Origin of the sequence: Paraburkholderia sediminicola (assembly GCF_902859805.1) — a bacterium.
Classification (GTDB): domain Bacteria; phylum Pseudomonadota; class Gammaproteobacteria; order Burkholderiales; family Burkholderiaceae; genus Paraburkholderia; species Paraburkholderia sediminicola.
The window spans coordinates 347,357-368,894 of sequence record NZ_CADIKC010000003.1 but is presented as its reverse complement, the minus strand read 5'-3'; the positions used below and the strand labels follow the sequence as shown (position 1 = coordinate 368,894).

Below are 21,538 nucleotides of genomic sequence, written 5' to 3'. Positions count from 1 at the left end.
CAACAGATCGTTCTAGTGTACGCCGCCCATAATCCGCTCAACGGTGCGCTGCATCAATCGTGGGGATGATCCATTGCGCATCGATGCTCGGTGGTGCCGAGATCGACTTGCAGCGTGGCGTGCTGCATCGAAAAACGTTCGCGCAGTGTGACGACGATGGCGTCGATCGATTCGTCGCCGGGATGGCCTGCCGGCATCACCAGATGCGCGCTGAGCGCATTGCCGGTGGTCGACAGCGCCCAGACGTGCAGGTCGTGCACGTCGGTGACGCCAGGCTGTCCGCCGAGATAGTCGCGGATATCCTGCAGATTGACGCCGGGCGGCACGGCGTCGAGCGCCATGCGCACCGAATCGCGCAGCAGGCCCCACGTGCCGACCACCACCACCGCGACCACGAAGAGGCTCATCACCGGGTCGAGCCACGTCCAGTTGGTATAGAGAATGACGAGGCCGCTGATCGCGACCGCCGCCGAGATGGCGGCGTCCGCGGCCATATGCAGGAACGCGCCGCGAATGTTCAGATCTTCCTTCTGGCCGCGCATGAAGAGCCACGCCGAGAAGCCGTTGACGACCACGCCGACCGTCGCGACGACGAACACCACGAGTCCTGCGACGGGTGCCGGATTCATCAGGCGTCCGATTGCCTCGGCGACGATCACGCCGCACGCGAACAGCAGCAACGCCGCATTGGCGAGCGACGCCAGGATCGACGAACTGCCGTAGCCGAAGGTGTAGCGCGCTGACGGACGACGCGCGGCGAGCCAGGTTGCGCCCCAGGCGAGCAACAGGCCGAGCACGTCGGAGAGATTGTGGCCGGCGTCGGCGAGCAGCGCGGTGGAATGCGCGATTACACCGTAGACGGCTTGAACCAGCACGATTGCTACGTTCAGCCCAACGGCGAGTGCGAAGGCGCGGCCGTGGCCTGGGGCGGGTGCGTGGGCGTGGCTGTGGCCGGCGTGGCTGCCGTGGCTGCCGTGGTTGTGGGCGCTGTGGTTGTGGCCGGCGTGGCTGCCGTGGTTGTGGTCTGCATGGCTGCCGTGGTTGTGGTCGGCGTGGCTGCTATGGCCGTCGGCGCCGTGGCTGTGGTCCGCGCCGTGGCCGTGGTCCGCGCCGTGATCATGCGCGCCCGGCTCGCGAATACCGTGCGTGCTTGCCTCACGCTCATGCGCCTCGTGCCCGTGCGAGCCGCTCTCACGCGCATCGCCTGCCTCCGGACGACCCGCTCCGTGCCGAAGCTCGCCTCGATCGCGGGCATCACCGCCCTTCTCGTCGCCTTGCGCATCTTCGCCATCGATGCCATCGAATTCCCCCTCGAGCCACACGGGCGCGTGGTCGTCCTCGCGCTCTTCGGCGGCCCGGTGCGGGGTGGTGATTTTCTTCATGACGGGTCCAAAGAAAATTCGCCGGCCGGCTCGGCGACGTGCTCGAGCATGCCGGCCAGCATCGCGCTGATGTGGCGGTCGGCGGCAAGATAGAACACCTGCTTGCCCTGCCGCTCCGCGCGCACGATCCGAGCCGCACGCAGCAGCCGCAAATGGTGACTCACCAGCGACGGCGACAGACCCAGCCCCTCCGCGATCGCACCGACCGCGCGCCGTTCGTCAACGCATGCAAGCACGATGCGCAAACGCGTCGGATCACCAAGCAGACGAAACAGGTCGGCCAGCGGCACGATCGTCTCCACCGGACGGTCTTCGAAACTGACAGGCGAGATAGCGGAAGCCATGGCAAGCGGCATCATTGACATACATATGAACAGGCATTCATATGTTATAGATATCGGGACAACAGGTCAAATTGGAGGCCAGCCCGGCGAGTGTGGGAAAATGCGGCCTCTGCCTCACCCGAATGCCATCCCTCCGTCATGCAACAAGTATTTGACCGCGCTTTCGCGGCGCATCGTGACGGCCGCCTCGACGACGCCGAACGCGGCTACCGCGCGACGCTCGAGGGCAACCCCGTGCACGTCGATGCGTTGCACCTGCTGGGCGTCCTGCGCCACCAGCAGGGCCAGCACGCAGAAGCCGCCGAGCTGGTACGGCGCGCGGTGAACCTGCGCCCGGAAGACGCCGCGCTGCAACTGAATCTCGGCAATGCGCTGAAAGCGCTCGGCCAGATCGACGACGCCATCGAACAGTTCCGCAATGCGCTGACGCTTGCGCCCTCTTTTCCGATGGCGCACTACAACCTCGGCAATGCGTACGCGTCGGTGGGCCGCCACGAAGACGCCGCCGACGCTTTCGAGAAGTCGCTGCGCCTGCAACCGAACGACCCGTCTTCGCATAACAATCTCGGCAATGCATTGCACGCGCTCGGCCGGCATACGGAGGCGATCGCGTCGTTCCAGCGCGCGCTCGAACTTCGCCCCGGGCATGCGGGTGCGCTCAACAACATGGGCATGTCGTTGAACGCGCTTGACCGCGCAGAAGAGGCGATCCCGCGCTTTCAGGCGGCACTGGCCGCCGAACCGCGTTTCGTCGCCGCACACTTCAATCTCGCCAATACGCTCGACGCCACTGGCCGCCACGCAGAAGCGGTCGCCTCTTTCCAGACGGCGCTCGCCTTGCAGCCGAATCTGCCGCCCACCATCTTCGGGCTCGGCAACGCGCTCGCGGCGCTGGGACGCCATGCACAAGCGCTGCCGTATCTCGAGCGCGCGGTCGGCCTCGATCCGCAGTTCGCGCTCGCATGGCTGAGTCTCGGCACCGCACACCAGGCACTGGGCGCGCATGCCGCGGCAGTGCGGGCGTTCGATCAGGCGCTGCGCTTGCGACCCGATCTCGCCTCCGCACACATGAACCGCGCGCTTGCCTGGCTCGCGTTGCGCGATTTCGCACGTGGGCTGCCGGAGTATGAATGGCGGCTGCAAACTACCGCGCAGCCGGTCATTCAGACATTGCCGCGCTGGCACGGCGAGCCGATTGAACAACGTACGCTTCTCGTTCATGCCGAGCAGGGTTTCGGCGATACGCTGCAATTCGTCCGGTTCGTGCCACTGGCCGCGCAGCGTGCCGCACGCGTTGTGCTCGAAGTGCAACCGCAACTGCTGCCACTGCTTGCACCCGCCGCGCAAGCGTGGCGCGTGACGCTGATCGCCCAGGGCACACCGCGCCCAGCAGCGGATCTGCAATGTCCGCTGCTGAGCTTGCCGCTCGCGCTCGGCACAACCTACGACACGATTCCCGAGCGCACGCCCTACCTCAGCGCGCCGCCGCCTTACGGCCGCAAATGGCGCGGCTCGCTCGGCGGTCACGCGAAGCGCAAGATCGGCATCGCGTGGTCAGGACGCATCCAGCAGAATGAAACCCGTTCGATGCCGCTCGCCGCGCTCGCTCCGCTGTTCGCGCTCGAAGGGATCGACTGGATCGTGTTGCAACCTGAACTGAGCGCCGAAGAACACGCGGCGCTCGACGCGCATCCGCGCGCGGCGTCGATTCATCGCTTCGACAAGCGGATCGGCGATTTTGCGGATACCGCAGCGATCATCGAACGGCTCGACGCGGTCGTGTCGATCGATACGTCGATCGCCCACCTCGCCGGCGCACTGAAAAAGCCGCTATGGATCATGCTGCCGTTCGCCGCGGATTGGCGCTGGTTTGTCGGCGAGACGCGCAGTCCGTGGTATCCGGGCGCAACGTTGCTGCGTCAGCCGCAACCCGGCGCGTGGAGCGACGTGGTGGAGACAGTGGCGAACGAATTGCGCCGCGGCTGACCGGGCCGGATTCAGCGAAACCGGTTGCCGACGCAAAGCTCAAGAAAAAACCCCGCGCTCTCACGAGCGCGGGGTTTTTGTTTGTCCGGCTGAACAGTAACGCTTAAGCCGCTCGATACTGGTTGCGCGACTCCGGCGTGCGATACAGCATCAGCGTCGCGATCAGCCCGCAAATCGCCGCCACACCCAGGAACAGGCCAGGCGCGGCCTTGTTGCCGGTGGTGTGAATCAGCAACGTGGAGATGGCCGGCGTGAAGCCACCGATCGTCGTAGCCAGGCTGTAAGCCAGCGAGAAACCTGCGGTCCGCACTTCGACCGGCATCACTTCGGTCAGCGCCACTACCATCGCCCCGTTGTAGCTGCCGTACAGGAACGACAACCACAGCTCGACCGCCAGAAGGCGAGCGAACGACGGGTCGGCGACCAGCCATTGCAGCGCCGGGTACGCAGTGACGATCGTCAGGATCGTGAAGGCGATCAGCACCGGACGGCGGCCGACGCGATCCGACAACGCACCCGCGAGCGGCAGCCAGATCAGGTTCGACAAGCCGATACAGACGGTCACGACAAGCGTATCGATCGACGACAGTTTCAGCACTTCCTTGCCGAAGGTCGGCGTATAGGCCGTGATCATGTAGAACGACACGGTGGTCATGATGACCATGCCCATACCGCCCAGCACGATGCCCCAGTTCGCGGCCATCGTCTTCATGATCTCGCCCATGCTCGGACGATGCTTGCGCGCTTTGAATTCCTCGGTTTCCTGCAACGAACGACGGATCAGGAACAGGAACGGCACGATCAGGCAGCCGATCAGGAACGGCACGCGCCAGCCCCAGGCGGTCATCTGGTCAGCCGGCAGCACCTTGTTGAGCACCACGCCGATCAGCGCGGCGAACACCACGGCAACCTGCTGGCTGCCCGACTGCCACGCGCAATAAAAGCCCTTGTTGCCCTTGGTGGCGATCTCCGACAGATAGACCGACACCCCGCCCAGTTCAACCCCGGCGGAGAAGCCTTGCAGCAACCGGCCGCCCAGCACTAGCACGGGCGCGAGCACGCCGATGGTGGCGTAGCCTGGTATCGACGCGACCGTGAGGGTGCCGAGCGCCATCAGGCCGAGGGTAAGGATCAGGCCTTTGCGCCGGCCGTGATGGTCGATGTAAGCGCCCAGCACGATTGCGCCAAGCGGCCGCATCAGGAAGCCCGCGCCGAATACCGACAGCGACAGCATCAGCGAGGCGAATTCGTTGCCGCTCGGGAAATAGGTCTTGGCAATCGCGGATGCGTAATAGCCGTAGACCATGAAGTCGTACATCTCAAGAAAGTTGCCGCTGACCACACGGAAAACTGTCTTGACTTTGGATTCTTCGGATGAAGACGTGGCGTGTGACGCAGTAGACATGACATTCTCTGATAAGCCTGTCGCCACGCAGACCGGCGGCGCTCAGGCAGTTGAAACGATCCACTGCGTTCGGCAAGCGGATGCCGCGGGCAACTCAATTATTAGAACGCGCCGGGGGCGCTGCATTTTCATGCTGAACACATTTGCGCGGTATCAGGGTAAACGTTGTGAAATACCGGGAACCCGCAACACGTAATGTTACCGTTCCTGGCGCTGTCGCGTATTCCATACAGTTTCATTACAGACAACACCTGCCCACCCTTGCGGTAGACTTTTCGCAGACAGCCCATTCCCGTTGACCACCATCCCGATGCAAACCTCCCACGCACTTTCGTTGCGCCCTGCGACCCTCGCGGATGCGGCGCTGATCGCTTCGATTCATAGCGCCAGCTGGCAGGCGACCTATCGCGGCCTGCTGCCGGACGCGTTCCTCGACGGCGAGGTGACGCGGGAGCGCGCGGCCTATTGGGAAGCGCGCCTGCGCGCGCCGGGGGGCGAGCGTCGCATCGTGCTGATCGCCGAGCTCGCGGACGAGCCGATCGGTTTTGTCTGCGTCGAACGGCAGCCGGAGTCCGCGTGGGGTGTCCTGCTCGACAACCTGCATGCGCTGCCAGGGCACCAGGGCATCGGCGTCGGCAAGCTGTTGATGCGTGCCGCCGAAGATTGGGCGCGCGCGCAAGGCGAAACGCAGTTGTATCTCTACGTGCTCGAAGGCAACACGCCGGCGATCGGCTTTTATGAGCGGCAAGGCTGGCAGTTCGTCGGCGCCGAACCGGATCACATGGGCGGCGTGGATATTACCGCGTTGCGCTACGTGTACCGGCTGGATCGATGAGCCACGTGCGCCTGGTTTGATCGTCGTCCAATGCGAGGCGCAAAAAAACAAAACCCCACGCTCCGAAAAACGCGGGGTTGATCAGCAGTCTGAGCCCGGCCCTTCATGGCCGGTTTTTCTACGCTCTTACGCCTACTTCTGCGTTGGCAATCCGAACTCGGTCTGGCGCTGCAACTGCATCACTTCGCCTTGCACCTGACGCAACTGCGCCTGTGCCTTTTCCTTTTCCGCGTGCAGCGCCGCCGCCTCGCCTTGCGCCTGCCGCTGGTAGTCGTTGACCTTGGCCTGCTGCGTGCGCGCGACGTCGAGATCGGCCTGCAAGCGCTTCGCGCGCTCTTCCGATAACGCGATGATGTCCTCGATGTAAGCCTTCTGCGCCTGCAACTGGGTACGGCGAATCTCGACGTCCGCGAGTTGCGCCGTTTGCTGGACGAATCCTGCATAGACCGCTTCGGCACGGCCTACGTCTTCCGACTTGATTACGCGCCAGAAATGCTTGTTCTGAAAAAGCGCGACGTAATACGTCATTTCCTGCGGATAGAAAAACAGACTTGCGCCGTAGCTGCCGTTGTACGTGGTGCGCAGTTCGCTCAGCTTCGCATCGTGAATCATCTGCATCAGTTCGGCGACATTGCCTTGCGGATCGCTGACGGTAGCCGGCGTGGCGGATGCCGCACTACGCAGCGCAGCCGCAACCGGTTGCGGCGTGAGCGTGTTGATGGCCGGCCGCGTGCCGACCATGGGCGCGGTTTCGTCGCTTTGCGCTGCCAGTACGAAACCACCATGCTGCAACAGCGCACACGAGCCTGCGAGCAACATGGCGCGCCGTACAATTAAGGGGTACTTCATACGTGCATGCTCCATGCAAATCCAAAACAGCCTTGGATTATCGCGCGGATTAGTCGTCAAGCGAAGCATTCAAGCGTCTCGCTGACGGACTTTAAATCGAGATAAATCGATAACGAATGATTTGGCCGGATAGACGTATCCGTCGCGAAATAAAAGATTTCAGATAGGACAAAAACGCGACAACTTGACTCGCGCATGACTCATGCAGACGTTTCCCAATCTGCATGACGTTCGCGCGAATCCAACATCATGCAGAGGGGAAATATGGAGATACGTAGCGTAATAACGCGCCGCCGATGAACGGCGCACAAACCGCCGCTGCCCTGACACCGGAGCGAAGATGAACGGAAAGCCGCAGTAGGACAACAACCTCACGGGACACCGCCGCCAAACATGGCAGCGGCTCGTGACAATCGTGCTTGAAAGACCGGACTCGAAACTCGAAAACACGCCTCGAAGGCGTGCCCTTAAAACCGTGTTTCGCGCGCAACCCGCAGGAAGGTATCGAGCAAGGGCGTGCAATCGAGCAGTTCCGGACCGCCCGCGCGATGAAACTCCGGGTGCCACTGCACGCCCATCACAAACGGCGCGCGCCGATAGCGCACCGCTTCGATGATGCCATCCGACGCCGAGACCGCCTCGATATTCAGATCGCGGCCGATAGTCTTGACCGCCTGATGGTGAATCGAATTGACGATCGCCTCGCGCCGGCCGGGAAACATATTGGCCAGCGTCGATCCGTCCGGAAAATGAATGCTGTGCCGATGCTGATCGTAGTTCTCATTGACGTGGGCGCCGGCAGTCGGCACGTCGGTGGCGATGTCCTGATACAAGGTGCCGCCGAACGCCACGTTGATCAACTGGCAACCGCGGCACACGCCGAGCACCGGCTTGCCCGACTCGATGAACTCATGCAGCAGTTCCAGCTCGTACATGTCGCGCACACGGTCGCCCGGCCACTCGGGACTCGTCGCCTGTTCCGCGTACGATTGCGGCGAGACATCCGCGCCGCCTTGCAGAAGCAGACCGTCAAGATGCTTCGCGTAGTCGCGCAAACGGATATTGCTCGGGTGCAGCATGCCCTGATGGCCGACCGTCGGAATCATGAACACCAGCACGTCGCGCGACATTACCCAGTGCGCAATCGATTCCTCAAGGTATTGCAGCGTCTTGCCCCGCAGTCCCTTTGCGCCCGGTTCCGGGTGGAAGATACGCGCCGACACGCCGATGCGCAGCGTGCGCTGCGTGATCCGTTGGCCCGCGCGATCGAACAGCTGACGCGCGCGCGCCGCGATGATGCGGCCGAACACCGTCCACGCCGAATCGCTTTGCTTGAGATAGCGCGGCGGCGACGGCGGCAACGCATTCGGCGGCGGCGGGTTCGTTGCGGTGAAGTCAGGTGCGGCGCCGAAACCCGGCGGCGGCGAGCCGGCCCGACGGGCGCCAGCGGCTGCTTCTTCCGTCTTTTCCTCGTTTGCGGTGAGGGCGGCTTCGTCAGCCGGTGCGCTCAACTCACCGGCGAGCGGCTCGCTACTCCCGAGCGTGCCGGGACGTGTCGCGGGAGTCTTGTAGGCCTGTCCCGCCTTGCGTGCCGCGCGCTCGTGAACCTCGGCTTCCTGCTGTGCGGTCGATGCAGCCGCTGAGCTGCGTGCTTCAGCCGCGTCGCGTTGGCGCGCCGTTTGCGCATCGGTGGGGGTGACCGTGGATGCGCTGTCAGGGTCGTCGGTCGACGACCTCGCCGCGGCTTCCTCGGCAGCGGGCGATGCAGCCGACGGCGTGACGACGTCCTTGATCGGCGACTGGATGGAATCTTCGTGGGACAGCGGTAACGTGGTCGCCGGCTCAGGCGGCAAGACGTCGGGTTTCGACGCGCCGGGGGCTGCGCCAGACGGTGTTGACGACGTTGGAGGCGTTGGCGCCGCCGGAGGCGACGATGGGCTGCCGGGCTGGCCGGCGTTTTCAGGTTTGTTTTCGCTCATGACAGTCAGACAGGCGCCTTCCACGCGAACGAATGAATATGCCCTGATTATCCGCTAGCGCGGCAAGCCCGGCAAACCCGCACACAATTGCTCACATTGTTGCGGCGTTGTTGCGACATCGTTGCGGCGTTGTTGCGGCGTTGTTGCGGTCCAGGAGGCAGATTGTCTAACTTAAGGATCCGGCTGTTCTTCGAACGTTTCGCGCAGGGCGATCTGCATCGCCGCGTGGATTTTCACGCACCAGCGCCACACCAGCGCCAGCAGTAACGCAGCGCACACCAGCACTACGGTCAGGAGCCCCGTCGGCGGCAGGATGCTGCTGGATAGCGCCGCGACCAGCAAAAACACGCCGACCATCGAGACCACCGGCACCAGGTCGGAGATGGCGTAACGAATCGCACTGGTAAAGCGCCCCGCCGTCGCCGGCTGAACGCTCACCTCGGCGAGCAACAAAGCAAGCGACTTGGTCTTGCGATAAACCGCGACCAGGAAAGGCATCGACAGCACCAGCGCGATGCTCCACAGCACGACGCGCTGCATCGGCTCGGAGCTCATCCAGTGTCCGAGCCAGGTGCTGGTGTATGGCGCGCTATACGACACGATCAGGAAAATCGCCGCGACCAGCGCAAGATTGACGGCGATCTGCAAAATGATCCGCCGCGTCATGCTGAACAGAGTCGGCTCGCCGGTTCCCGTATTCAAACTGCGTAACCACTGCCCGTACATGCCGAACACGTTGACGAGCGTGCGTGGCATCGCCTGCCCGAGACGCTGCGTCAGCGGATCGGCGGCACGAATCAGGTAGGGCGTGAAAAGCGTGGTCAAAGCGGAGACGGCCACCGCGATCGGATATAGAAACGCGCTCGTCACCTTCAAGGTCAGGCCGAGCGACGCGATGATGAACGAGAACTCGCCGATCTGCGAAACCGTCATGCCAACCCGCATCGCCGTGCGCCCATCCTTGCCCGCGAGGAACGTGCCGAGCCCACACGACACGATCTTGCCGATGATCACCGCAACCGTAATCACCGCGATCGGCCAGGCATAGTCGACCAGCACGGCCGGGTTCAGCATTAGACCGATCGTCACGAAGAAGATCGCGGAGAAAGCATCGCGCAGCGGCGCGATCAGGTGCTCGATCCGATGCAGATGGCGCGACTCGGCCATGATCGCGCCGATCAGGAACGCGCCGAGCGCAATGCTGTAATCGAGCTTCACCACTAGCAGACAGAAGCCAAAGCAGAAGCCAAGCACCGACACGAGCAGCATCTCGTCGCTCTTGGCGCGCGCCACGTAGTTCAACGCGCGCGGCACGAGCAGAATGCCCACCACCAACGAGACCGTCATGAAGAGCAGCAGCTTGCCGAGCGTCACGACGGCGACACCCGCGCTCAACTGCCCCGTCTGCGCAATGCCCGAAAGCAGCACCAGCATCGCGATGGCGAGAATATCCTCGACGATCAGAATCCCGAACACCAGTTGCGCGAAGCTCTCGCGCTTCAAGCCCAACTCGGAGAGCGCCTTGACGATGATGGTCGTCGACGAGATCGCCAGAATCGCGCCAAGGAACAGCGAGTCCATCGAACTCCAGCCGAACGCGCTGCCGATCTCATAGCCGATCCACAGCATCAGCACGATTTCGGAGAGCGCCGCGACGATCGCCGTCGCGCCGACCTTGAACAGCTTGCGCAAGCTGAATTCGAGTCCGAGCGAAAACATCAGGAACACCACGCCGAGTTCACCGAGCGTCTGGATGGTCTGCTCGTCGTGAATCAGCTGGAACGGCGGCGTGTACGGCCCGATGATCACGCCCGCGGCGATGTAGCCCAGCACCACCGGCTGCTTCAGGCGATGGAACAGCACGGTGACGACGCCGGCGAGCGCCATCACGACCGCCAGATCCTGAATGAAGCCGATGCCGTGATGCATGGATATGTCCCTTACAAAAAGTAATGTCTCAAAAACGCAGTGTAACGCACTCGTGCGACGCACCAAATCGCGCAAACGTCGAAAGGGCGCGGGATTGGGCGGATCGCCAACCTCGCGGCGGAGCCGTTGACCCGAAACTTTTTTGACACGCTGGACACCTGTGAAATATCACAATAATATTTGCTGCATATTTTCTTTGGAGTCGAGTGATGCAGGTGTCCTTCAATGTTGTAGATCGTTCCGGCGACAGTCGCGCCGATATCGCCGAAGTGAATCGTCTGACGATCGCCGGTTGGGCCGGGCGCGATCAGGCGGCGATCGAGCATCACATCGCCGAACTGGCGGAACTCGGCGTCAAGCGGCCGTCCACCACGCCCTGCTTCTACCGCCTCGGCGCCGAACTGCTGACGCAGGCCGAACTGATCGACGTGGTCGGCGTGAAATCCAGCGGTGAAGCCGAGTGCGTGCTGGTGCGCACAAAGGCAGGGCTGCTTGTCACCATCGGCTCCGACCATACTGACCGCGAAGTCGAGGCCTACGGCGTCACGGTCTCCAAACAGGTTTGCCCGAAACCGGTTGCACGCGACGCATGGCGTTTCGACGATGTCGCCGGTCACTGGGATCAACTCGAACTGCGCGCCTTCGCGGTGACAAAGAACGGCGAGCGGCGCGTCTATCAGCAAGGCAGCGTCGCCTCACTGCTGCCCGCCGCCGATCTGCTGGAACGCGCGCCCGTGGCAGAAGGCGCCGCGATGTTCTGCGGCACGCTGGCGGTCCAAGGCGGCATCGTCGGGATGGCCGACGGCGACGCGCTCGAACTCGAACTGCACGACCCCATCCTGAACCGCACGCTGCGCCACGCCTATCGCGTGCACGCGTTACCTATCGTCGAATGAGGCATTCATGAATCCCCCTTCGCTATCCGCCAACGCCGACGCGTCTTCCGACGCGTGGCTCGAAGCCGCCGCCCTGCGCAAGATCACCTGGCGCATCATGCCGTTCCTGTTTCTCGTCTACGTGTTGTCCTACCTGGACCGCGTCAACATCGGTTATGCGAAGCTGCAGTTCACCGGCGACCTCGGACTTTCGAACGCGGCGTACGGACTCGGTGCGGGGATCTTTTTCTTCGGCTATTTCGTGTTCGAAGTGCCGAGCAATCTGCTGCTGAAGAAGTTCGGCGCACGCGCCACCATCGCCCGCATCACGATGCTGTGGGGGCTGCTGTCGTGCCTGATGATGTTCGTACGCTCGGAAACGATGTTCTACGTGCTGCGCTTTTTTCTCGGCGTCGCCGAGGCCGGACTGGTGCCGGGCGTGGTGCTGTATCTGACCTTCTGGTTTCCGTCCGACCGGCGCGCGCGGATGGTCGCCGTGTTCATGGCGGCGATTCCGGTGGCTGGGATTATCGGCGCACCGTTGTCGGGCTTTCTGATGTCGGCGCTGCATGAAGCGCACGGCTTGCGCGGCTGGCAGTGGATGTTCCTGATCGAAGGCATTCCGTCGATCCTCGCCGGCTTCTGGGCGCTCGCCGTGTTGCGCAACACGCCGGCCGAAGCCGCCTGGCTCACCGACGACGAAAAGCGCGTGATCCTCGCCCGCCTCTCGCGCGAAAATACGGCCGCTGCGGCAGCCGGCGCCGAGCACAGCTTGAAGGTCGCCTTGCGCTCGAGCCGCTTCTGGCTGCTGACGCTGATCTACTTCTGCCTCGTCACCGGCAATGCAGGTTTCTCGTTCTGGCTGCCGCAGATCGTCAAGGATCTCGGCGTGACCAACCTCGTCACCAACGGCTTCGTCACCGCAATTCCGTATCTCGCGGCAGGCATCGGCATGATCCTGATCGGCCGCTCATCGGATATCACGGGTGAACGGCGCTGGCACTACGCCGTGTGCTGCTTCATCGGCGCGGCGGGCCTGCTCGGCAGTGCTTCGGTGACCAATTCGATTCCGCTCGCCGTCACCGGTTTGTCGATCGCCTATATCGGTATTCTGGCGGGCTTCGGCATCTTCTGGTCGATGTCCACCACGTTCCTGCAAGGCACGGCAGCCGTGGCCGGCATCGCCGTGATCAACTCGATTGCGAATCTGGCCGGCTATGTGAGCCCGTACGTGCTCGGCATCGTCAAGGATGCGACGCATAGCGTGACCTTCGGTCTGGTGCTGATCGCCGGGGCGTTGATCGTCGGCGGGCTGGTCACGTTGATGATGCCGCGCGTCAAGGTGCAGCACGCCGCGGCGGTGACGCCGAGGAGCGCCTGACACGCCAGGATTTCCGTGATTGCTGTGACGTGTGAGAACCAGGCACGCGTCATACGCGAACGGCGCCGGAGAGCAACCACCCACCCGGCGCCGTCCGCGCAAAACCTTGCTCTACAATGCGGACGACACCGCCCGCACCTTCTTCACATGACGCTTTTGCAGACTGCCCGCCGTTCCAGTGCCCCCCGCGAAACCGCCTCGGCGAGTCTCGCCGAGCAAGCCTATGCCTTCGTCAAGCGCGAGATCATCACGATGCGTTTGCGACCGAGCGAGGTGCTCAACGAAGCGGAATTGATGGTGCTGACGGGCATCGGCAGAACGCCGGTGCATCAGGCGCTGCACCGGCTGGTGCACGAGGGCATGCTCACCATCATGCCGAGAAAGGGCATCATGGTCCGCCCGGTTTCGCTCGACGACGTGCTGGCGATCATCGACGTACGGCTCGTCAACGAAAGCTACTGCGTCGAGCTGGCCGCGCGCCATGCGCAGCAACACGATTTCGACGCGATGCAGGCCTTGCTGGACCACTCGTCGGTGTGCGTCGCCGCGCACGATATCGAGGGCATGATGGATATCGACCGCGAATTTCATCTGGCAATTTCGGCGGCGTCGCGCAACCCGGTGCTGGCCGACATCCTGCGTGGGCTGCACGAACGCTCGCTGCGCTTCTGGTTCATTTCGCTGTCCGAGCCGCATCATCTCGAAGACGTCCACGAAGAACATCTGGAGCTGTTTCGCCTGCTGCGCGAACGCGATGCTGAAGGCGCCCGCCAATCGGTGCAAAAGCATATCGAAGCATTCCGCGCGACACTATTCAACCGGATTTGACTAACCCCGAACGCGGACCCGGCTGCGCAGTCAGCGGGAACCCGCTACACAGTGATCTCAAGCTAACCGCGCATCTAACCGGATTCTTCCCGACATCATGGCCACCGAATTCACGCCCTTCCCGCCGCTAGCCCAGCTTGCCGCCGACCTCGCCGCCGGCCGCACCACGAGTCGCGCGCTCGTTGAAACCGCGCTCGAACGGATCGCCGATCCGGCCGGCCAGGGCGCGGTCGCTTTCATGCATGTCGACGCCGACAGCGCCCGCGCCGCCGCCGATGCGCACGACCGCCTGCGCGCCGCCGGCACCGTCCTCTCGCCGCTCGCCGGAATTCCGGTGTCGGTCAAAGATCTGTTCGATATCGAAGGCCAGCCGACCCGCGCCGGTTCCGTGGTGCTGGCCGACGCGCCCGCCGCCAAAGCGGACGCGGTAGCGGTCGCGCGCCTGAAACGGGCGGGCGCGGTGATCGTCGGACGTACCAATATGAGTGAGTTCGCGTTTTCCGGACTCGGCCTGAACCCGCACTACGGCCATCCGCTGTCGCCGTATCAGCGCGGCGTGAAGGGTGACGAGCGGATTTCGGGCGGCTCGTCGTCGGGTGCGGCCGCGTCGGTCGCGGACGGTATGGCCGCCGTCGCGCTCGGCACCGATACCGGCGGTTCTATCCGCATTCCGGCTGCGCTGTGCGGCCTGACGGGCTTCAAACCGACCGCTGATCGCATTCCGAAGCAAGGCGGCATACCGCTTTCTTCCACGCTGGATTCGTTCGGTCCGATCGGCGTCTCGGTGGCGTGCTGCGCGCTGGTCGACCGCATGCTGGCCGGGCTCGAACCGCGCATTCCGGCGGCCCGGCCGCTCGAAGGCGTGCGCCTTGGCGTATTGACCAATTTCGTGACCGACGGTGTCGAACCGGCGGTCGCCGCTGCGATCGATACCGCCCTCAAGCATCTGGAAGCGGCCGGCGCGATCGTCACGGAAGTGCGCTTTGCACCGCTCGACCGTTTGCCCGAGATCAACCGCTTCGGCTTCTCGCCGATCGAAGCGTATGCATGGCACCGTCCGCTGCTGGAAAAGCACCGCGATCAATATGATCCGCGCGTGCTGGTGCGCATCCTGAAAGGCCAGCCGGCCAGCGCCGTCGACTATCTGGACCTGCTCGCGGAGCGCCAGGCCATGCTCGACGAAGCCGCGCGCACGCTGTGGCAGCGTTTCGACGCGGTCGTCGCACCGACCGTGCCGGTCGTGCCGCCGCGAGTAGCCGACCTGATCGACGACGACGATGCATTCGGCCGCACCAACGCGCTGATCCTGCGCAATCCGAGCGTGTTCAACTTCCTCGACACCTGCGCGCTGTCGCTGCCTTGCCATCTGCGCGGCGACGCGCCCGTCGGCCTGATGCTGGCGGGCGCACCGCACACGGACGACGCCTTGCTGGCCATCGGCCGCGGCGCCGAGGCGGTACTCAACGCGATCAGGTGATTGGGGCGCTGAACGGGACACGGAGCAGACACAGACCGGGGATTGGGCCTTAAAAGCGTGATAAGCGCCAGGGCGGGGGTTCGCGCTAGAATCGCGGGCACTCGCCCTCTCCGTTTCCAGACAGCCACACGACCCATGAATAACGACAATGCGATGCTGCGCCGCGAGCGCTCCCTGCTGGTTCTGCTTGGCCTGATCTGCGTCGGCCTCGTCGCCGGCGCGCTGTATCTGCAATACGGCTTGCACGAAGACCCGTGCCCGCTGTGCATCATCCAGCGCTATTTCTTCCTCCTGATCGCAATTTTTGCGTTCCTCGGCGCGCGCTTTAACAGCTGGCGTGGCGTGCGGCTGCTGGAAGTGCTGGCGGCTCTGTCGGCTCTCGGCGGCATCGTGACCGCCGCGCGGCACGTGTATGTGCAGGCCAATCCGGGCTTCAGCTGCGGCTTCGACGCGCTGCAGCCGGTGGTCGACAGCTTGCCGCCCGCGCAATGGCTGCCGGGCGTCTTCAAGGTGGCAGGCCTCTGCGAAACGGCCTATCCGCCGATTCTCGGCCTGTCGCTGCCCACCTGGTCGCTGGTGGCTTTCGTCGTGGCCTTCGTGCCGCTGGCGCTGAGCCTGATCAAGAATCGCCGCCGGATCGCCTGAACCGGCTGTTCCGGCCGCTCCGATCGGGATGGCCGGCCTCACATCGGCCTCACATCGGCCTCACATCGGCCTCACATCGGCCTTTGCCCCGCCTCCCAGGGCGGTTCGAAGGCCGGCGTTTTCACATCCGCTCCGGCCCCGTAAATTCGGCCAGCCCCTCTTTCCAGCCGCCCGCGAGTCAGCGCCCAGCCTCCGTCACTCCCCGCGCTGCCACACCCTGCCTGGTTTCCCCTGATCCGCCACGCTTTAAGCAACTTCCCGCCGCGGCGCGAATCGTATTAATTACATGACCGCTTCCGAATAAGCTTCATGCGAGTTGGGAAATCTTTTCGGGACAAGGTAATGCTATCTTCGGAACTGGATGGCGATCTACGTGCGCGAGGCCGGCTTTGGCGCGACCCCATGCGTAACGCGCGCCCGGTCCGCACTGTCTTTCGGATTCGCCATGACAACGCAAACCATCCGCTTTTATCACCAGGGGTCCGTCCGTGAGGTCGCGGGCGTCCCGGCGTCGCGCACCGTGCTTCAGCACCTGCGCGAGGATTTGCATTGCACGGGCACCAAGGAAGGCTGTGCGGAAGGCGACTGCGGCGCCTGCACGGTGGTCATCGGCGAACTGGATTCACACGGCGAGTTCGCGCTGAAAGCGGTCAACGCCTGTATTCAGTTCCTGCCGACGCTGGATGGCAAAGCCCTCTTCACCGTCGAAGACCTGCGCGCCGCCGACGGCGCCCTGCACCCCGTCCAACAGGCCATGGTCGATTGCCGCGGCTCGCAGTGTGGTTTCTGCACCCCCGGCTTCGTGATGTCGATGTGGGCGCTGTATGAAAATCAGCCGGCCGCTGCCGGCCTGCCCACCCGCGATGAGATCAACGCCGCGCTGTCCGGCAATCTGTGCCGCTGCACCGGCTACCGGCCGATTGTCGATGCGTCGCAGAAGATGTTCGACTACCAGCAATACCCACGCGTGACGCTGAACCGCAAGGCTGTCGCCGACACGCTGCGCGAGATCCAACGCCGCGACACCTTCGGATACAGCGCGCCGGATACGCGCGGCGCCGCCTTCGGCTCGCCCACGTTCCACGCACCGGTTTCGCTCGATGCGTTCGCCAAACTGCGCGCCGAGCATCCACAAGCTCGCCTGCTGGCCGGCAGCACCGACGTCGGCCTCTGGGTCACCAAGCAGTTCCGCGATCTCGGCAACATCCTGTACATCGGCAACGTCGCCGAATTGAAGACGATCGAGCGCGACGCGCAGACGCTGACGATCGGCGCCGCCGTCACGCTTGAAGATGCCTATGCGGCGCTCGCCGCCGACTACCCCGAACTGGCCGAACTGTGGACGCGTTTTGCATCGCTGCCGATCCGCAATGCCGGCACGCTCGGCGGCAACGTCGCGAACGGCTCACCGATCGGCGACTCGATGCCTGCGCTGCTCGCGCTCGACGCCGAAGTCGTGCTGCGCCACGGCGCCAAAACCCGCGCGCTGAAGCTCGACGCCTTCTACCTCGGCTATCAGAAAACCGCACTCGCGGCAGGCGAATTCGTCGCGGCGCTGCGCGTGCCGCGACCGGCGCGTGATCTGCGCTTCCGCACGTACAAAGTGTCAAAGCGTTACGATCAGGACATCTCCGCGGTGTGCGCCGCATTCGCGCTGCACATCGGCGAAAACGGCACGATCAGGGACGCCCGCATCGCGTTCGGCGGCATGGCCGCGACGCCCAAACGCGCCGCGCAAACCGAGGCCGTGCTGAATGGCGCAACATGGACCGAAAGCACCGCGCGGCAAGCGATGAACGCACTCGTCGCCGATTACCAGCCGCTCACCGACATGCGCGCCTCGAGCGCCTATCGACTGAAGGTGGCGCGCAATGTCTTGTGGCGCTTCCACCTCGAAACGCGCGATGACGCGCCGCTCGCCCTCTTCGACGTGAATGCGTTCGCGTACGAAGCCGGCGCGCCCGACGCGGCCGTTGCGAAGGAGTCGTCGTGATGAACCGGACCGATGCTTTCGTCGAACATGCTGCGCACCCGGCTGACAAGCACGCCGCCGTTCAGGAGAGCGAGACGGCGATCGGCATCTCCTTGCCGCACGAATCGGCGGCGCTGCATGTGAGCGGCGAGGCCACCTACACCGACGACGTCCCCGAATTGCAAGGCACGCTGCACGCGGCGCTCGGGCTGTCGCGGCATGCGCACGCGCGAATCGTGTCGCTCGATCTGGACGCTGTCAGAAAAGCGCCTGGTGTGATCGCGGTGCTGACCGCCGAAGACATCCCCGGCGAGAACAACTGCGGCCCCGTGCTGCACGACGATCCGATTCTCGCTGTAGACGAAGTGCTGTATCTCGGCCAACCGGTGTTCGCGGTGATCGCCGAAAGTCATGACCTCGCGCGGCGCGCCGCCGCGCTGGCGAAAAGCGATGAGGTCGTGCGATATGAACCGCTCGACGTCGTCCTCACGCCGGCCGAAGCGAAAGCCAACAAGCAATTCGTCCTGCCGCCGCTGCATCTGAGGCGCGGCGAACCCGATGCGAAAATCGCCGCCGCGCCGCATAAGATCCGCGGCACGTTCGAAGTCGGCGGCCAGGAACAGTTTTATCTCGAAGGCCAGATCGCCTACGCCGTGCCGAAGGAAATGGACGGCATGCTCGTCTACAGTTCGACGCAGCATCCGAGCGAAATGCAGCAGGTCGTCGCGCATATGCTCGGCTGGCCGGCACACAACGTCGTGTGCGAATGCCGGCGGATGGGCGGCGGCTTCGGCGGCAAGGAATCGCAATCGGCCGTGTTCGCGTGCGTGGCATCGTTGGCGGCGAAGCTGCTGCGGCGGCCGGTCAAACTGCGCGCCGACCGCGACGACGATTTCATGATCACCGGCAAGCGGCACGACGCGGTCTACGAGTACGAAGCGGGCTTTGACGATAGCGGTCGCATCCTCGGCGCACGCGTCGAAATTGCCTTGAGAGCCGGCTATTCCGCTGACTTGTCCGGTGCGGTCGCGACCCGTGCCGTCTGTCACTTCGACAACGCGTACTACCTGTCCGACGTCGACATCGTCGCGCTGTGCTGCAAGACAAATACGCAATCGAACACCGCATTCCGCGGCTTCGGCGGCCCGCAAGGCGCACTGGTGATGGAGGTGATGCTCGACAGCATCGCGCGTCAATTGCACTGCGACCCGCTCGACGTGCGGCTCGCCAATTACTACGGCATCGGCGAACGCGACACGACGCCGTACGGACAGCGCGTCGACGACAACATCATCGCGCCGCTAACCGATGAGTTGCTTGCAACCAGCGACTACCGCGCGCGCCGCGAAGCGATCGCCGCGTTCAATGCAAAAAGCCCGGTGCTCAAACGCGGCCTCGCGTTCTCGCCGGTGAAGTTCGGCATCTCGTTCAACGTGCCGTTTCTGAATCAGGCCGGCGCGCTGGTGCACGTGTACAAAGACGGGTCGGTACTCGTCAATCACGGCGGCACCGAAATGGGCCAGGGGCTGAATACGAAGGTCGCGCAAGTCGTCGCGAACCAACTCGGCCTGCCGCTTTCGCGCGTGCGCGTGACGGCGACCGATACGTCGAAGATCGCCAACACCTCGGCGACCGCCGCCTCCACCGGCAGCGACCTGAACGGCAAAGCCGCCGAAGCCGCTGCGCGGACCATTCGCGACAGGCTCGCCGCACTCGCGGCGAAGCAACTCGGCGGCAGCGCGGATGCAGTGGAATTTGCCGGCGGTGAAGTATCGGTGAACGGCGGTGCGATGCCATTCGAACAACTGGTCGCCGCGGCGTATCTGGCGCGCGTGCAATTGTGGTCGGACGGGTTCTACACGACACCGAAAGTGCATTGGGACGCGAAAACGCTGACCGGTCACCCGTTTTATTACTTTGCGTACGGTGCGGCCGTATCGGAAGTAGTGATCGACACGCTGACCGGCGAATGGAAACTGGTGCGCGCGGACGTGTTGCACGACGCCGGCCAATCGATCAATCCGGCGATCGATCTCGGCCAGGTGGAAGGCGGCTTCATTCAGGGCATGGGCTGGCTCACTACCGAGGAATTGTGGTGGAACCGCGATGGCCGCCTGATGACGCACGCGCCGTCGACGTACAAGATTCCGGCCGTCAGCGATACGCCCGCGGCGTTCAATGTGCGGCTTTATCAGAATCAGAACGTCGAGCCGACCGTGTTCCATTCGAAAGCAGTAGGCGAGCCGCCACTGCTGCTGCCGTTCTCGGTGTTCCTTGCAATTCGTGACGCGGTTGCGGCCGCGGTGCCAGGTGCGGAAAACGCACCGCAGCTTCGCGCGCCGGCGACGCCCGAAGCGATTCTCGACGCGCTGGACGCATTGCAATCACCCGTGACGACGACAGAACCCGCGACAGGACAACCGGTTGAACAAGCAACGGCAACAGCAGCGACAGCGGTAGCCACAACCACAACCACAACCGCCACCACACCGGTCTAGCAATTTGATGAACCGTTGAACGACGTCAAGCAATTTAAAGCCTGGGGCCGACGCGACACGAACGCGTCCCGCCACACTCAACCGGCCGCACGGACACCCCGCGCGGCCACGTATGGAGAACCGCCGGATGCAAGCCTGGCTACCTGACCTGCAACAACTGCTCGCGCACGGCGACGCCGCCGTGCTGGTGACGGTCGCACGCGTCGAAGGTTCGGCGCCCCGCGAAGCCGGCACCAAGATGATCGTCACGCGCGATTCGGCCAAGCACACGATCGGCGGCGGACACCTCGAATGGAAGGCCATCGAGACCGCGCGCCAGGTGCTGCGCGACGGCATGCGCTCGCCGCATATGCGCCGCCTCGAACGTTTCGCGCTGGGCCCCAGTCTCGGCCAGTGCTGCGGCGGCGCCGTGATTCTCGCCTTCGAGCGCCTCGACATCGGCGACCTCGGCTGGATCACGTCGCTTGCAAAACGCGTGGCCGCGGGTCTTTCAACGGTGCGTAGCGTATCATTCGGCCCCGCACCGGATGCGGTGATGCTGTCCGACCCCGAACCGGGTGTGGATGCCTCCGATTGCCTGCTGTGGGACGGCGCAGGTTTCGACGACAGCGGCGCGCTACTCACCGAAACCATCGCGCCAGGCGACTTCCAGGTCGTGCTGTTCGGCGCCGGTCACGTGGGCGCGGCGCTGGTTCGCGTGCTGGCCACGCTGCCTTGCACCGTGCGCTGGGTCGACGAGCGCGATGCGCAGTTTCCACCCGTGGAAACGCTGCATGCGCCGAACGTGAAGATCGATCCGAACGATGCACCCGACGAAGCCATCGACCAGGCCGCGCCACACACGTACTTCATCGTGATGACGCACAACCATGCGCTCGATCTCGAGTTGGCCGAGCGCATTCTGCGGCGTGGCGATTTCGCGTTCTTCGGCATGATCGGCTCGCACAGCAAGCGCAAGCAGTTCGAACATCGGCTGGCCGCGCGTGGCATCGATCCTTCGCAGATTGCGCGGATGAAGTGCCCGCTCGGCGTTGACGGGATCGTCGACAAGTCGCCGGAGATCATCGCGATCTCCGCGGCGGCTCAGGTGTTGCAGGCAGTGGAGGCGAATGCGGGTGCGCACGCGGCGCAGACGGTCTGATTTGCCGCACAA

Annotated in this window: 16 protein-coding genes; 10 read left to right on the top strand and 6 right to left on the bottom strand. The window is 64.0% G+C overall.

From position 1 onward, the window contains the following. Nucleotides 1-53 precede the first annotated feature (53 nt). A complete protein-coding gene (locus R8871_RS13980) occupies nucleotides 54-1,382 on the bottom strand; it encodes a cation diffusion facilitator family transporter (RefSeq protein WP_246287561.1) in 1,329 nt (442 codons plus the stop codon). Continuing rightward, nucleotides 1,379-1,726 (bottom strand): ArsR/SmtB family transcription factor, encoded by a 348-nt coding sequence (locus tag R8871_RS13975; protein ID WP_246287560.1) that lies wholly within the window; start codon nucleotides 1,724-1,726, stop codon nucleotides 1,379-1,381. Before R8871_RS13975 ends, R8871_RS13980 begins: the two co-directional genes overlap by 4 nt. Before the next feature lie 138 nt (nucleotides 1,727-1,864). Between R8871_RS13975 and R8871_RS13970 the strand changes: the two genes are divergently transcribed. Then, nucleotides 1,865-3,712, top strand: coding sequence for a tetratricopeptide repeat protein (locus R8871_RS13970; protein ID WP_175050993.1), 1,848 nt, complete (start codon nucleotides 1,865-1,867; stop codon nucleotides 3,710-3,712). 103 nt (nucleotides 3,713-3,815) lie between these two features. On the opposite strand, the gene tcuC is transcribed toward R8871_RS13970, so the two are convergent. Beyond that, nucleotides 3,816-5,117 (bottom strand): MFS transporter, encoded by a 1,302-nt coding sequence (gene tcuC / locus R8871_RS13965; protein WP_175050992.1) that lies wholly within the window; start codon nucleotides 5,115-5,117, stop codon nucleotides 3,816-3,818. Between the two features lie 310 nt (nucleotides 5,118-5,427). On the opposite strand from tcuC, the gene R8871_RS13960 reads away from it, so the two are divergent. Next, a complete protein-coding gene (locus R8871_RS13960) occupies nucleotides 5,428-5,952 on the top strand; it encodes a GNAT family N-acetyltransferase (protein ID WP_175050991.1) in 525 nt (174 codons plus the stop codon). Nucleotides 5,953-6,084: 132 nt separating this feature from the next. On the opposite strand, the gene R8871_RS13955 is transcribed toward R8871_RS13960, so the two are convergent. The 3 genes from R8871_RS13955 to R8871_RS13945 all read right to left on the bottom strand — a co-directional run bounded on the left by R8871_RS13955 (nucleotide 6,085) and on the right by R8871_RS13945 (nucleotide 10,709). Beyond that, nucleotides 6,085-6,801 carry a DUF2968 domain-containing protein gene (locus tag R8871_RS13955; RefSeq protein ID WP_175050990.1) on the bottom strand — a complete coding sequence of 239 codons (717 nt, stop codon included), beginning with the start codon at nucleotides 6,799-6,801 and terminating at the stop codon, nucleotides 6,085-6,087. Between the two features lie 467 nt (nucleotides 6,802-7,268). Further along, a complete protein-coding gene (locus R8871_RS13950; protein WP_175050989.1) occupies nucleotides 7,269-8,780 on the bottom strand; it encodes a gamma-glutamyl-gamma-aminobutyrate hydrolase family protein in 1,512 nt (503 codons plus the stop codon). Between the two features lie 171 nt (nucleotides 8,781-8,951). After that, complete coding sequence (locus R8871_RS13945) at nucleotides 8,952-10,709, bottom strand: cation:proton antiporter (RefSeq protein ID WP_175050988.1); 1,758 nt, start codon at nucleotides 10,707-10,709, stop codon at nucleotides 8,952-8,954. A gap of 209 nt (nucleotides 10,710-10,918) precedes the next feature. On the opposite strand from R8871_RS13945, the gene R8871_RS13940 reads away from it, so the two are divergent. The 8 genes from R8871_RS13940 to xdhC all read left to right on the top strand — a co-directional run bounded on the left by R8871_RS13940 (nucleotide 10,919) and on the right by xdhC (nucleotide 21,526). After that, a complete protein-coding gene (locus tag R8871_RS13940; RefSeq protein ID WP_175050987.1) occupies nucleotides 10,919-11,605 on the top strand; it encodes a DUF2848 domain-containing protein in 687 nt (228 codons plus the stop codon). Between the two features lie 7 nt (nucleotides 11,606-11,612). Continuing rightward, entirely contained in the window at nucleotides 11,613-12,965 is a 1,353-nt protein-coding gene (locus R8871_RS13935; protein ID WP_175050986.1) for an MFS transporter, read from the top strand. Nucleotides 12,966-13,112: 147 nt separating this feature from the next. After that, nucleotides 13,113-13,793, top strand: a complete 681-nt coding sequence (locus R8871_RS13930; protein ID WP_175050985.1) for a GntR family transcriptional regulator — start codon at nucleotides 13,113-13,115, stop codon at nucleotides 13,791-13,793. A gap of 97 nt (nucleotides 13,794-13,890) precedes the next feature. Continuing rightward, nucleotides 13,891-15,270 carry an amidase gene (locus R8871_RS13925; protein WP_175050984.1) on the top strand — a complete coding sequence of 460 codons (1,380 nt, stop codon included), beginning with the start codon at nucleotides 13,891-13,893 and terminating at the stop codon, nucleotides 15,268-15,270. Between the two features lie 135 nt (nucleotides 15,271-15,405). Next, nucleotides 15,406-15,915 carry a disulfide bond formation protein B gene (locus R8871_RS13920; protein WP_093639150.1) on the top strand — a complete coding sequence of 170 codons (510 nt, stop codon included), beginning with the start codon at nucleotides 15,406-15,408 and terminating at the stop codon, nucleotides 15,913-15,915. Between the two features lie 445 nt (nucleotides 15,916-16,360). Next, nucleotides 16,361-17,908 carry a xanthine dehydrogenase small subunit gene (xdhA, locus tag R8871_RS13915; RefSeq protein ID WP_175050983.1) on the top strand — a complete coding sequence of 516 codons (1,548 nt, stop codon included), beginning with the start codon at nucleotides 16,361-16,363 and terminating at the stop codon, nucleotides 17,906-17,908. Continuing rightward, complete coding sequence (gene xdhB, locus R8871_RS13910) at nucleotides 17,908-20,385, top strand: xanthine dehydrogenase molybdopterin binding subunit (RefSeq protein ID WP_246287559.1); 2,478 nt, start codon at nucleotides 17,908-17,910, stop codon at nucleotides 20,383-20,385. Before xdhA ends, xdhB begins: the two co-directional genes overlap by 1 nt. Nucleotides 20,386-20,512: 127 nt before the next feature. Next, complete coding sequence (gene xdhC / locus R8871_RS13905) at nucleotides 20,513-21,526, top strand: xanthine dehydrogenase accessory protein XdhC (protein WP_175050982.1); 1,014 nt, start codon at nucleotides 20,513-20,515, stop codon at nucleotides 21,524-21,526. Nucleotides 21,527-21,538 lie beyond the last annotated feature (12 nt).

Bases quoted from the DNA above. Each gene is read 5' to 3' on its own strand.
- R8871_RS13945 (WP_175050988.1), bottom strand. From the start codon at position 10,709: ATGCATCACGGCATCGGCTTCATTCAGGATCTGGCGGTCGTGATGGCG.
- xdhC (WP_175050982.1), top strand. From the start codon at position 20,513: ATGCAAGCCTGGCTACCTGACCTGCAACAACTGCTCGCGCACGGCGAC.
- R8871_RS13925 (WP_175050984.1), top strand. From the start codon at position 13,891: ATGGCCACCGAATTCACGCCCTTCCCGCCGCTAGCCCAGCTTGCCGCC.
- R8871_RS13970 (WP_175050993.1), top strand. From the start codon at position 1,865: ATGCAACAAGTATTTGACCGCGCTTTCGCGGCGCATCGTGACGGCCGC.
- R8871_RS13955 (WP_175050990.1), bottom strand. From the start codon at position 6,801: ATGAAGTACCCCTTAATTGTACGGCGCGCCATGTTGCTCGCAGGCTCG.
- R8871_RS13940 (WP_175050987.1), top strand. From the start codon at position 10,919: ATGCAGGTGTCCTTCAATGTTGTAGATCGTTCCGGCGACAGTCGCGCC.
- R8871_RS13980 (WP_246287561.1), bottom strand. From the start codon at position 1,382: ATGAAGAAAATCACCACCCCGCACCGGGCCGCCGAAGAGCGCGAGGAC.
- R8871_RS13950 (WP_175050989.1), bottom strand. From the start codon at position 8,780: ATGAGCGAAAACAAACCTGAAAACGCCGGCCAGCCCGGCAGCCCATCG.
- R8871_RS13930 (WP_175050985.1), top strand. From the start codon at position 13,113: ATGACGCTTTTGCAGACTGCCCGCCGTTCCAGTGCCCCCCGCGAAACC.
- tcuC (WP_175050992.1), bottom strand. From the start codon at position 5,117: ATGTCTACTGCGTCACACGCCACGTCTTCATCCGAAGAATCCAAAGTC.
- R8871_RS13920 (WP_093639150.1), top strand. From the start codon at position 15,406: ATGAATAACGACAATGCGATGCTGCGCCGCGAGCGCTCCCTGCTGGTT.
- R8871_RS13935 (WP_175050986.1), top strand. From the start codon at position 11,613: ATGAATCCCCCTTCGCTATCCGCCAACGCCGACGCGTCTTCCGACGCG.
- xdhA (WP_175050983.1), top strand. From the start codon at position 16,361: ATGACAACGCAAACCATCCGCTTTTATCACCAGGGGTCCGTCCGTGAG.
- R8871_RS13975 (WP_246287560.1), bottom strand. From the start codon at position 1,726: ATGGCTTCCGCTATCTCGCCTGTCAGTTTCGAAGACCGTCCGGTGGAG.
- R8871_RS13960 (WP_175050991.1), top strand. From the start codon at position 5,428: ATGCAAACCTCCCACGCACTTTCGTTGCGCCCTGCGACCCTCGCGGAT.
- xdhB (WP_246287559.1), top strand. From the start codon at position 17,908: ATGAACCGGACCGATGCTTTCGTCGAACATGCTGCGCACCCGGCTGAC.